Source organism: Lentzea flaviverrucosa (genome assembly GCF_003350445.1).
GTDB lineage: Bacteria > Actinomycetota > Actinomycetes > Mycobacteriales > Pseudonocardiaceae > Lentzea > Lentzea californiensis.
This window is the reverse complement of sequence record NZ_QQAU01000011.1, coordinates 42,725-54,346: the sequence shown is the minus strand read 5'-3', so window position 1 is coordinate 54,346 and position 11,622 is coordinate 42,725. Positions and strand designations below refer to the sequence as shown.

Genomic DNA, 11,622 nt, shown 5'->3' with positions numbered 1-11,622 from the left:
GGACCACACCATTGACTCACCGAAGCACTTTCGGGGCAGTCAGGGGGTGGGTCGAATGCCAAGGCCTTGGGGATTGTCCGGACCGGAGTTCCTTCAGCTGTACTGGATCGGGCTGGCACTGGCGGTGCTGGTCGCGATCGTCGTCCGGGTACGCGTGCGGGCGGGTCGGAGCACCCAGCCCGTGCGCTCTCTCGACATGGACGAGCTCGCATATCTTGCGGGCGGTCCAAGGCGCGTGGTCGAAACGGCCGTCGCGCGCCTGCTCACCGCGGGTGAGCTCAGGACTTCACGGCGTGGCACCGTTCAGGCCACGTCCACCACGCAGTCGCTCAACCCGGTGGACCGCGCCGTGGTCACCGACTGCCAGCGCTACACCAACCGCACGGTCAACCTGATGATCCCGGCCGTCTCGGCGGAACCCGTGGTCACGGGGATCGGCCGGCGCCTCGAGGACATGGGCCTCCTGGTCGACCCGGACGTCGCGAAAAGCGCGGTGCGCAAGGGATCCATCGCCCTCTGGGTGCTCCTCGCGATCGGGGTCGCGCGCTGGGTCAACGGCATCATGGTCGACGCACCCGTCGGCTGGCTCACGCTGCAGCTCGTCCTCACCGGCCTGCTGATCCTGCTCCTCACCCGCCGCGGCAAGAAGGTCGTGCGCACCAGCAAGGGCAACGAGGTTCTCGCCGACGCCCGCCGCACGAGCACCAGGGCGGCGGGAAGCGTGGACGAGGTCCTGTACGCGGGCGCGGCCGGTGCGGTCCTCTTCGGCGGTCTCGTCGTCTACCCGGATCTGGCGGTGCGCACTTCGCTGCTCGCCTCCTCCGGGTCCGGCAGCTACAGCAGCAGCGGCTACAGCTCGTGTTCAGCCGGTTCTTCTTCGTGTTCAAGCGGAAGCAGCTGCGGCGGTGGGGGCGGCGGCTGCGGTGGCGGCGGAGGCGGCTGACCGGTCGTTCGGACCTTTTCAGGTAACAACAGGAACCCAGGGGTAGATCTCACGTCGAAGATGCACTGACACCAGTGAGGGGAGTGCTGATGTCCAAGTCTTCGGCACCGCACCAGACCACGTGGTCCGCGGAGGAGATCGGGTTCCTGGCAGGGGGACCGGGCAGGGCGGCGGAGGCCGTTCTCGCCCGGCTGCTGGACGGCGGTCTCGTGCGCATCTCCCGCGAGGGACTCGTGACCGCCGTCCACCAGAACGGTTACGGCGCAAGGACACCGCTGGAGGCGTACGTCCTCGCCGGACTCCAGGGCACCGCCCGCCCGATCAACCAGGTCGTGCAGGTCGCGATGGCGAGCCACGAGATGGCCGCACTGGCGCAGAGCCTGATCGCCCGCGGGGTCGTGCAGCCGCGGTGGGGCAGGCCCGATGGCGGCAGGTCCGCGTTGCGGGTGGTGTTGTTCCTCCTGGCCTTCATCTCGGTGATCGTCGCCTTCGCGGTCGAGTCGTGGGTGTTCGTGCTGACCGGGATGCTGTTGGTGGTGGCACTCCTGTTGCGGAAACAGGGCAGGCTCACGGCGGACGGCAAGACCGTGGTGCGGTACGCCTTCCGGAGCGCGCGCAGCCGCTCGGAGCAGGTGGCGTTGTTCGGGCTGCGGCCGCGGCCGGGCAGACCTGGCACGAAGACGTCAACTCCGTACGTCAGCAGCGGCAGTTGCGGCTCCTACGACTGGAACCACCACGGCTGCGCCGGTTCGTCGAGCTGTTCGAGCAGCAGTTCGAGCAGTTGCAGCAGCAGTTGTTCCAGCAGCAGCAGTTCGAGTTGCAGCAGTAGCAGCAGCAGTAGCTGCAGCAGTTCCAGCAGTTGAGGGGGAGACTGATGGAAACACCGACAACGGCGCAGGGGACGTGGCTGTCCGCGGAGGAGGCCGGCTTCCTGACGGCCGGTCCCGGACGGGCCGCGGAAGCGGTGCTGGCCCGCCTGATCGACACCGGTCTCGTGCGGGTCTCCCGCGACGGGCTCGTCTCCGCGGTGCACCAGAACGGCCACGGCGCCACCACCTCGATCGAGGCGCGGATGCTGAGCCACGCGCGGACCGCCGTCCGGTTCGACACGATCGTGCAGTCGACCGCGAACAGCACGGAGGTGGCCGACCTGTACCGGCACCTGTTCAGCCGCGGACTCGTGCAGGTGCCGCGCCGACGCAGTGAGGGCCGGTGGTTCACCCTCGCGGTCGCGGGCCTGCTGACCCTGGCGGGCTTCGTCGCGCCGCCGTTCTTCGCCGGCGTGCCGATCGCACTGTGCCTCTTCGTCCTGCAGTACGGCAGGAGCCCGGTCACCAAGGCCGGCAGGACCGCGCTGAAGCACGTGACGGCGCACGACAGGGTGCACGCGGTGGCGCTGCACGGGTTCACCGGCAAGGTCGACCGGCAGCACGTCGGTGACTTGTTCGAGCTCCCGCAGAGCGTCGTGAAGATGATCCCGCCCAGGTCGCGCAAGCCCAGGAAGCGGTCCACTGCGGACGGTGGCGGGTGCGGTTCGGCGTCCAGCGTCAGCAGCTGTGGTACCACTTCCAGCGGTTGCAGCAGTTCGAGCGGTTCCAGTTGCGGCGGTGGCAGCAGCTGTGGCGGCGGAGGAGGAGGCGACTGATGGCGGCACCGACGACAGCACGCGGAACGCGGTTGCCCGCGGAGCAGATCGGCTACCTGGTGGCAGGCCCCGGCCGGGCGGCGGAGACCGCGCTGGCCAGGCTGCTCGACGCCGATCTCGTGCGGGTGTCGCGCGACGGGCTCGTGTCCGCCGTGCACCAGACCGAGCTGGGAGTCTCGACCGCGGTCGAGACGTTCATCCTCGTCAACCTGCGCAGGGCGGTCCGGTTCGACTCGGTCGTGCGGAACGCCGCGAAGAGCGCGGAGATGCGGACGTTGCACCAGCAGCTGCGGGCACGCAGGCTGACCCGCGACCCCCGCCCCCGGCTCGCCGCGTGGTGGGTCTTCCTCGCGATCGGCGTCCTCCTGAGCCTGCTGGCCTTCCTGGAGCCGTGGACCCTCTTCGGCGCGGTGGCGTTCTTGGGCGCCGCGTACTGGACGTTCGGCGCGAAACCGCTCACCAGGGCGGGCAGGGCGGCGTTGAAGGACGTGACCGCGAGCGACAGGGTCCTCACGGTGGCGTTGGAAGGCTTCCGCGGCAGGATCGGCAACCAGAGCGTCGGCGAGCTCTTCGGACTGCCGCAGAGCGTCGTCAAGATGCTGCCGCGCAAGAAGAAGAGGAAGACCCGCAACGGAGGCGCCACGAGCGCGGCCGGCTGCGGCAGCGGGTGTGGCAGCAGCAGTTGCGGAAGCAGCAGCAGCTGTTCGTCGGGCAGCGGCAGTAGCTGCAGTGGCGGTGGCAGCAGCTGTGGCGGCGGTGGCGGAGGAGGCGACTGATGGCGGGCATCAAAGATCTGGGCGTCGGCATCGGCTGGCGTTCGGAGATCGACCTGACCGTGGAACGGCTGCCCGGCGTCGACTTCGTCGAGGTCGTCGCCGAGAACCTCCACATCGGACACCTGCCGGAGTCGGTGACGCTGCTGCTGGAACGCGGCGTCCCGGTGCTCCCCCACGCCGTGTCACTCTCGCTGGGCAGCGCCGACCAGGTCGACCTCCACCGGGTCGAGCACCTGGGCTCCGTCGCCGAGGCGGTCGGCGCGCCGATGGTCAGCGACCACGTGTGCTTCGTGCGGGCGGGCGGGCTCGACTCCGGCCACCTGATGCCGGTGCCGCGCACCAGAGACGCGCTCGACGTGCTCGTCGCGAACGTGAAGCTGGCGCAGCGGAACCTGCCCGTGCCGCTCGCGCTGGAGAACGTCGCCGCGCTGCTGGAGTGGCCGGACGGTGAGCTGTCCGAAGGCCAGTTCCTCGCCGAGCTCGTCGAACGCACGGACTGCTGGCTGCTCGTGGACGTCGCGAACCTCTACGCGAACGCCCGCAACATCGGCACGGACCCGGAGCGGTTCCTCGACGAGATCCCGCTGGAGCGCCTCGCCTACGTGCACGTGGCCGGCGGCGAGCAGAACGGCGACATCTACCACGACACGCACGCGCACGCGGTTCTGCCGGAAGTCCTGGAAGTGCTGGACGAACTGTGCTCGCGCGTCACCCCGCCGGGCGTTCTGCTGGAACGGGACGACAACTACCCGTCCGACACCGAAATCGCGAGCGAACTGGCCGCGATCCGCGCGGTGGTGGACAAACACCGTGGCTGAAATCGTGGACGAGAACAGCCTTTCGTCCGCACGCGAAAGGCTTGCCGCCCGGCAGACCGAGCTGCTAAATGCATTGCTCGCGAACGGACCGGTACCGGCGGGATTCGACGAACAACGCCTCGGCGTCGAACGCCGTGCGTTGCTGTCGAAACGGCGCGGCATAGTGCGGATGCTGGGTCCCGCGGTCGCCGACGAGCTCGGTGACCGGTTCCGGCCGCTCTTCGACGCCTACGCCGCCGAACATCCACGTCGTGCGGGCTCTCGCGCGCGCGAGGATGCCGCGTCGTTCGCGGAATGGTGCCGCGCCTCCGGAGAACTGTCAGAAAAGCGCAAGGCGCGCTGGAAGTTCTGGCAGTCGAACTGACGGGCGAGCAAAACGGGGGCCAGAATCCCCCGTTCGGCCCTGTGTGACCCCCAGCACCATCGATACGTTCGAAAGGGTTGGGGGACCTTTTCGCATTGCCTTCGCTTTGCCGCGAAAGGCCTTCCGGCCTGCGCGGACCACAGCGCGCAGAATTCGACCCACGAGGGGATTCGAATGCGCGGAAAAACGAAAGTGCTGGGCGCCGTCACGGCGCTCGCCCTGACCGTGGCACCGGCCGCCACAGCCGCGGCCGCTCCACCAGCGGGCAACGCCCCGCAGAAGACCGCCGACGAGGTCACCCTCGTCACGGGCGACAAGGTCCTGCTGGGGCACGACAGGCAGGTCGTCGCGATCCAGCCCGGTGAAGGCCGCCAGAAGATGGCGTTCAAGACCGCCCGCACCGCGGACGGTCACCTGGTGGTCGTGCCGAAGGACGCGTTCGAGCCCCTGGCGGCGGGCCGGCTCGACACCAGGCTCTTCGACGTCACCACGCTGCTGGAGTTCGGCTACCGCGACCGCATGCCGTTGATCGTGGACGGCCGGGCGAGACTCGGTGCCCGCTCCTCGAACGACTGGACCGCACTCAAGGCCGAGGCAGCGACCGGGGACAAGATCTGGCTCGACGGCATCCGCAAGCCGAGCCTCGACCGCAGCGTCGCCCAGATCGGCGCGCCGGCCGCCCACCAGAAGGGCATCACCGGCAAGGGGACCAAGGTCGCGATCGTCGACACCGGTGTCGACGAGAAGCACCCGGACCTCGCCGGTCAGCAGATCGCGGAGAAGAACTTCACGTCCGACCCCGACAACACCGACAACGTCGGCCACGGCACGCACGTCGGGTCGACCGTCGCGAGCCACGACTCGAAGTACGGCGGCGTCGCACCGGGCGCGCAGCTCATCGACGCGAAGGTCTGCGTCGAGTTCGGCTGCCAGGAGTCCTGGATCCTCGACGGCATGCGCTGGGCGGCGGAGCAGGGCGCCCAGGTCGTCAACATGAGCCTCGGCGGCGGCGACACCCCCGAGGTCGACCCGCTGGAGCAGGCCGTCAACGACCTGACGGCCCAGTACGGCACGTTGTTCGTCGTCGCGGCGGGCAACTCGGGTTCGCCCGGCTCGGTGAGCTCCCCCAGCACGGCGGAGGCCGCGCTGTCGGTCGGCGCCGTCGACCGCGACGACAAGATCGCGCCGTTCTCCAGCAAGGGCCCTCGCGTCGGGGACAGCGGCCTGAAGCCCGAGGTGACCGCACCGGGCGTCGACATCGTGGCCGCCAAGGCCGGGTCCACCGACCACCTCGCGGGCAGCGGCACGTCCATGGCGACGCCGCACGTGGCGGGCGCGGCGGCGTTGCTCAAGCAGCAGCACCCGGAGTGGACGCCGGCGCAGCTCAAGTCGGCGCTCGCGACCACGGCCAAGCCCGCCGAGGGCGTCAGCGCGTTCGACCAGGGCGCCGGGCGCATCGACGTGGCCAAGGCGATCGAGCAGGTGCTGACCGGCGACGTCACCGTGAACCTCGGCCTGCACGAGTGGCCGCACGGTGACGACAAGCCGGTGACCAAGGCGATCACCTACACCAACCCGACGAACGCGGCGATCACGCTCGACCTCGCGTTCAAGGGCACCGCACCGGCAGGCATGTTCACGCTGGGCGCCACGAAGGTCACCGTGCCCGCCAAGGGCACCGCGTCGGTCGACGTCACCGGTGACTCGCGCGCCGGAACGCAAGACGCCGCGTACGCGGGCGAGGTCGTCGCGACGTCCGGTCCGCACACCGTCCGCACGCTCGTCGGCATCGACCGCGAGGTGGAGAGCTACACCCTCACGATCGACATGATCGGCCGCGACGGGCAGGACCCGGAGAGCTCGTTCACGTTCCTGGTCGGCCTGGACAACGACACGTTCAAGCCGGTCGCCGGTACGGGCGACGTGAAGATCCGCCTGCCCAAGGGCACTTACTTCCTCGACACGACGCTGTACAGCGGCGAGCAGAGCATGGACCTGCTCTACCAGCCCACCGTCAAGCTGACCGGCGACGCGACGGTCACGCAGGACGCCCGCCTGGCCCAGCCCGTGTCGGTGAAGGCGCCGGAGGAGACCGGTGACTTCACGCTCGGGATCATCGCCTTCCGCCGTGCGGTGAACGGCGAAAGCCGTCTGCAGGGCACGATGCTCATGTTCGGCGGCTTCGAGGGCGTCGGGATCGCTCAGGCCGGCGGACCGCTGCCGCCCGCCGACCTGTCGTCGCTCGCGATGCTGCAGGCGAACACCACGGCCGACCCGCACACGTTCTACCGGCTCGCCTACCCGGTGCCCGGCAGCCTCCCGATCGGCCTCGTGAAGGCACCGGCCAGGCAGGACCTGGCCAGGGTCGAGTCCACCATCGGCGGCCAGAAGCCGGACAGCCAGGCGTCGAAGGGCGAGTTGCCGTTGTCCCCGCAGGGTTTGGGCGGCGGCACCGCGCTCTACCCGGTGGCGCCGGGCGCGACCGCGGTCGACTACGTGACGACCGAGGACGTGCGCTGGCAGTCCGCGATCATGACGCGGCACGCCAACGGCGCGCAGGAACGCATCACCTCGGCGCTGCGCAGGTACGAAGCGGGCAAGACCTACAAGGAGCGCGAGGTCCGGCCGGTGTTCTCGCCGGGTCTGCCCGAGTCGGAGTACGGGTTCGTCGAACGGTACGGCAAGCAGTTCTACGTCGGCGTGCCACTGACGAGCGACGCCACCCATGGCGACGGCACGTCCACTGTGGACAACGCCAGGACCGCGTTGTACCGCAACGGTGTCCTGCTCGGTGAGACCACCACGCCGGGCGGGGTGTTCAACAACGTGCCGCTGCCCCGGGCCGACTTCCGCGCCGAGATGAGCATCGACCGGAGCTCGCAGTTCGAGTTCAGCACCAAGGTGTCCGCGGTGTGGACCTTCAAGTCCCAGGGCACCGAGGGCGAGATCGACGCGCCGCCGCTGTCGGTGGTGCGCTTCGAACCGAAGCTCGACGCCAACGGCGCGGTGCCCGCGGGCACGTTGCAGCGCATCGGTTTGCTCACCCAGACCCAGGGCGACGCGGGCAAGGTGCGCGTCACCGGAGTCGAGTACTCGCACGACGACGGCAAGTCGTGGCGCCGTGCGGGTGTGGTCGGCAACAGCGCGTTGGTCTACAACCCGGCGAACGCGCAGTGGACTTCCTTGAAGGCCACTGCGACGGACGCCAAGGGCGGAACCGTTGAACTGACGGTGATCCGCGCTTATCGAGTGACCGCGTAGCGGCCACCTGGATCAGGGCAGGTTGAGGACGAGCTCGGCCGCCGGGACGCGGGTGCCCGTGTAGAAGGGGATTTCCTCTCGCACGTGCAGCCGCGCCTCGGTGCCGCGCAGGTGCCGCATGAGGTCGACGATGCGGTGCAGCTCGTCGGCCTCGAACGCGAGCAGCCACTCGTAGTCGCCGAGAGCGAACGACGCGACGGTGTTGGCGCGCACGTCCGGGAAGTCGCGGGCCTCCTTGCCGTGGTCCGCCAGCATCTTGCGGCGGTCCTCCTCCGGCAGCAGGTACCACTCGTAGGACCGCACGAACGGGTAGACGCAGATGTACTTGCGCGCCTCTTCACCCGCGAGGAACGCGGGGATGTGGCTGCGGTTGAACTCCGCGGGGCGGTGCAGGGCGACCTGCGACCAGACCGGCGTGGAGACCTTGCCGAGCGGGGTGCGGCGGAAGCCCGTGTAGGCGGCCTGCACCTGCTCGATCTCCTCGGCGTGCCACCAGATCATGAAGTCCGCGTCGGCGCGCAGGCCGGCCACGTCGTAGACGCCGCGCACGACGACGCCCTTGCCCTCCAACGCGTCCAGGTAGTTCTGGGTCTCACTGGCGGCGGCCGAACGGTCGTCCGGCAGCTTGCCGGGTTCGACCCGGAACACGGACCACATCGTGTAGCGGATGGTGTCGTTGAGCTCGTTGTAGTTCAGGCGCGCCATACGTCCATCTTGGCACGGGCCCCTCAACGGCGAACGCGGCCCAGCAGGTGTGCTGCGACACGGGCGGCGGCCGCGTCCGCGGTCGCGATGCAGGCCGGTACGCCCACCCCGTGCAGGGTGGCGCCGGCGACGGCGAGGCCCGGCACGTCGGCGATGCCGCGTTCGATGGTGTCCACCAGGTCGTTGTGGCCGACGCCGTACTGCGGCAGCCCACCACCCCAGCGCTGCACCACGTAGTCGATGGGCGCGGCCTTGATCCCCGTCAGCTCGTGCAGGTCGTTGCGCACGGCCTTGACGAGGTCGGCGTCGCTGCGCTGCAGGAGCGCCGTCTCGCCGTGCCGCCCGACCGAGCCGCGCAGGATGACCGGTTCGCCGTGGTGCGACCACTTGCGGCTGGAGAACGTGAAGGCCTTGGCGGTGAAGGGGGTGATGCGGTCGGAGTACCGCTCCCCCTCCGCGATCAGGACGCCGGAGCGCTGCGGCAGCTCGGTGCCCGGCGGCAACGCCAGCGCGACCACGGCCATCGAGGCGACCTCGACCTTGCCGTACGCGGCGGACACCTGCGGGGCGATCTCGCGCAGCAGCTTGCGCGCGGACGGGGCCGGGACCGCGAGGACGACGCCGTCGCACTCCAGGTACTCCGGGGTCGCGGCCGAGCCGATCTCGAGCCGCCAGCCGGCGCCGAGCCACGACAGCACGCGGACCGGCAGACCGAGCCTGACCTCGGGCTTCGCGACCTCGGCGAGCCGGTCGACGAGCGACGACACCCCGTTGGTGAGACTGGCGAACACCGGCGGGCGTGCGGCACGGGGCTGCGGTGGCGCGGGCATCATCATCGCGGCGGCCGCGAGCAGCGAGCCGACGCCCTTGTCCAGCAGGGTCGCGATCTGCGGCATGGTGGCCCGCAGGCCGAGCTCGTCCGCGCGGCCCGCGTAGACACCGCCCAGCAACGGGCCGACCAGGCGGTCCGCGACCTCCGGGCCGAACCTGTCCTTCATCAGCGCGCCGACCGCGACGTCGCTGCCCTTCAGCTCGATCGGTGGCAGCGTCGGTTCCATCTCGACCCGCAGCGCGCCCTCGGACGACAGCATGTGCCGCACCGTCTCGACGCTCGCCGGAACACCCATGAACGTGTGCGCCGGCAGCTGGTGCGTGCGCCCGGCCGCGTGCACGCTCGCCTTCGCGGCCGTCGGGTGCACGACCTGTTCGGCGAGCCCGACCTCGTTGATCAGCTCCTGCGCCTCGGGCTTGCGGTGCAGGAACGCCTCCGCGCCCACGTCGAACCGCACGCCCGCGAGCTCGGTCGTGCGCAGCTTGCCGCCGAGCCGGTCGGACTGCTCGATCACCGTGATCCGCGCGGCGGGTCCGAGCAGCATCCTCAACCGGTGCGCGGCGGCGAGACCGGAGATGCCTCCCCCGACGACTGCGACGTGTGGCGCTCTTGCGTGCATTACAAGCTGTGGATCAGTTCGACGGTCCGGGTGATGATCTCCGGATCGGTGTCGGGCAGCACGCCGTGGCCGAGGTTGAAGATGTGGCCCGCGGCGGCCTTGCCCTCGGCGTGGATGCGGCGCACCTCGCGTTCGACGGCCTCGAAGCCCGCGAAGAACAGCGCCGGGTCGAGGTTGCCCTGCACGACCGGCTTCGGCAACTCGGGGTTCGCCTGTTCGAGGCGCTGCACGGCGACGTCCAGGGGAATGCGCCAGTCGACGCCGACGACGTCCGCGCCGGCCTCGCGCATCGCGGGCAGCAGCTCGCCGGTGCCGACGCCGAAGTGGATCCGCGGGACGGTGGTGATCGTCTCCAGGACGCGCTTCGAGTGCGGCAGCACGAACTCGCGGTAGTCGCGCTCGGACAGCGCGCCCGCCCACGAGTCGAACAGCTGCACGGCCTGGACGCCCGCGTCGAGCTGCGCGTGCAGGAATGCCGTCGTGACGCCGGCGATCTTCGCGAGCAGCGCGTGCCACAGCTCCGGGTTGCCGTGCATGAGCGCCTTGGTGCGCTCGTGGTTCTTGCTCGGCCCGCCCTCGACGAGGTAGGAGGCCAGCGTGAACGGCGCTCCGGCGAACCCGATGAGGGCGACTTCCTGCGGGAGTTCCTTGAGCAGCAACCCGATCGCGTCCGCGACCGGCTGGACCTGCTCGGCGTGCAGCTCGGGCAGAGCCTGCACGTCCTCGAGCGTCCTGACCGGGTTCGCGACCACGGGACCGGTGCCCGCGACGATGTCGAGGTCGACACCGGCGGCCTTGAGCGGCACGACGATGTCGGAGAAGAGGATCGCGGCGTCGACCCCGTGCCGCCGGACGGGCTGCATGGTGATCTCGCAGACCATCTCCGGGTCCATGCACGCGTCGAGCATCGCGGTGCCCTGGCGGAGCGCCCGGTACTCGGGCAGCGACCGTCCCGCCTGCCTCATGAACCAGACAGGGGTGTGCGACGGGGTGCCGCCACTTGCGGCCACGAGGAGGGGAACTTGAGTGCTCATATCTCTTTCATGGTCCCACGTCTCGGCGTGCCGCCATCACCCGGCCGGATTGCGAGGCATACAGTCAGTTGTGTGACCGAGCCGGAAATCTTCCGCCGGGCGGTGGGGACGCTCAAGTCGGTTCGCCACAGGCCCGAGATCGAACTCACCGAAGTTCGCCCACCGCAGCGGCTCGCTCCGTGGGCGTACGCGCTGACGGCTGAGGTCACCGGCCCGTCGGACGAACTGTCGACCGGAAGGCTCGTGCTGCTGCACGATCCGGACGGCGACGAGGCGTGGGGCGGTGTCCTTCGCGTCGTGGCGTACGTGCGTGTCGAGCTGGACCACGAGCTGGCGTCCGACCCCCTGCTGCCCGAGGTCGGGTGGTCGTGGCTGACCGAGGCGCTGGAGCAGTCCGGCGCCGGGTTCACCGCGCTGGGCGGGACCGTGACGCAGACGTCGTCGGCCCGGTTCGGCGACATAGCGGGTCCCGCGCGCACCGACGACCTGGAGCTGCGCGCGTCGTGGACCGCGCTCGACGGGGAACTCGCCGAGCACGGCACCGCGTTCTACGAGCTGATGGCGACGGCCGTGGGGCTGCCGCCGGTCGGCGTCACCATGTTCGGCCAGCGCCAGCCCTAGTAAG

Annotated in this window: 11 protein-coding genes; 8 read left to right on the top strand and 3 right to left on the bottom strand. The window is 70.1% G+C overall.

Annotated elements, in window-relative coordinates:
* Positions 1–55: 55 nt before the first annotated feature.
* The 7 genes from DFR72_RS29860 (at position 56) to DFR72_RS29830 (ending at position 7,807) form a co-directional block, all read left to right on the top strand.
* Positions 56–943 carry a TIGR04222 domain-containing membrane protein gene (locus DFR72_RS29860; protein ID WP_090069263.1) on the top strand — a complete coding sequence of 296 codons (888 nt, stop codon included), beginning with the start codon at positions 56–58 and terminating at the stop codon, positions 941–943.
* Between the two features lie 89 nt (positions 944–1,032).
* Positions 1,033–1,806: a TIGR04222 domain-containing membrane protein gene (locus DFR72_RS29855; RefSeq protein WP_143086853.1), complete on the top strand. Its 774-nt coding sequence runs from the start codon at positions 1,033–1,035 to the stop codon at positions 1,804–1,806.
* 11 nt (positions 1,807–1,817) lie between these two features.
* Positions 1,818–2,588, top strand: coding sequence for a TIGR04222 domain-containing membrane protein (locus DFR72_RS29850; protein ID WP_090069260.1), 771 nt, complete (start codon positions 1,818–1,820; stop codon positions 2,586–2,588).
* Positions 2,588–3,364 (top strand): TIGR04222 domain-containing membrane protein, encoded by a 777-nt coding sequence (locus DFR72_RS29845; protein ID WP_090069258.1) that lies wholly within the window; start codon positions 2,588–2,590, stop codon positions 3,362–3,364. Before DFR72_RS29850 ends, DFR72_RS29845 begins: the two co-directional genes overlap by 1 nt.
* Complete coding sequence (locus DFR72_RS29840; protein ID WP_090069257.1) at positions 3,364–4,182, top strand: MbnB/TglH/ChrH family RiPP precursor modification enzyme; 819 nt, start codon at positions 3,364–3,366, stop codon at positions 4,180–4,182. The genes DFR72_RS29845 and DFR72_RS29840 overlap by 1 nt, the downstream gene beginning before the upstream one ends.
* A complete protein-coding gene (locus DFR72_RS29835) occupies positions 4,175–4,546 on the top strand; it encodes an SCO6045 C-terminal-like domain-containing protein (RefSeq protein WP_245983626.1) in 372 nt (123 codons plus the stop codon). Before DFR72_RS29840 ends, DFR72_RS29835 begins: the two co-directional genes overlap by 8 nt.
* A 174-nt stretch (positions 4,547–4,720) precedes the next feature.
* On the top strand, positions 4,721–7,807 hold the full coding sequence (locus tag DFR72_RS29830) for a S8 family peptidase (protein ID WP_090069255.1): 3,087 nt from the start codon (positions 4,721–4,723) through the stop codon (positions 7,805–7,807).
* Positions 7,808–7,819: 12 nt separating this feature from the next.
* Here DFR72_RS29830 and hemQ read toward each other — a convergent pair whose 3' ends face one another.
* Genes hemQ through hemE form a run of 3 tightly spaced genes read right to left on the bottom strand, consistent with a single transcriptional unit; the run spans position 7,820 to position 10,997 of the window.
* Complete coding sequence (hemQ, locus tag DFR72_RS29825; RefSeq protein ID WP_090069253.1) at positions 7,820–8,512, bottom strand: hydrogen peroxide-dependent heme synthase; 693 nt, start codon at positions 8,510–8,512, stop codon at positions 7,820–7,822.
* A gap of 23 nt (positions 8,513–8,535) precedes the next feature.
* Positions 8,536–9,963: a protoporphyrinogen oxidase gene (hemG, locus tag DFR72_RS29820; protein ID WP_090069252.1), complete on the bottom strand. Its 1,428-nt coding sequence runs from the start codon at positions 9,961–9,963 to the stop codon at positions 8,536–8,538.
* Positions 9,963–10,997, bottom strand: a complete 1,035-nt coding sequence (gene hemE / locus DFR72_RS29815; protein ID WP_090069250.1) for a uroporphyrinogen decarboxylase — start codon at positions 10,995–10,997, stop codon at positions 9,963–9,965. Before hemE ends, hemG begins: the two co-directional genes overlap by 1 nt.
* A 72-nt stretch (positions 10,998–11,069) precedes the next feature.
* On the opposite strand from hemE, the gene DFR72_RS29810 reads away from it, so the two are divergent.
* The gene (locus DFR72_RS29810) at positions 11,070–11,618 is read left to right on the top strand and encodes a DUF3000 domain-containing protein (protein WP_245847888.1); all 549 of its coding nucleotides are present in this window, start codon (positions 11,070–11,072) and stop codon (positions 11,616–11,618) included.
* Positions 11,619–11,622 lie beyond the last annotated feature (4 nt).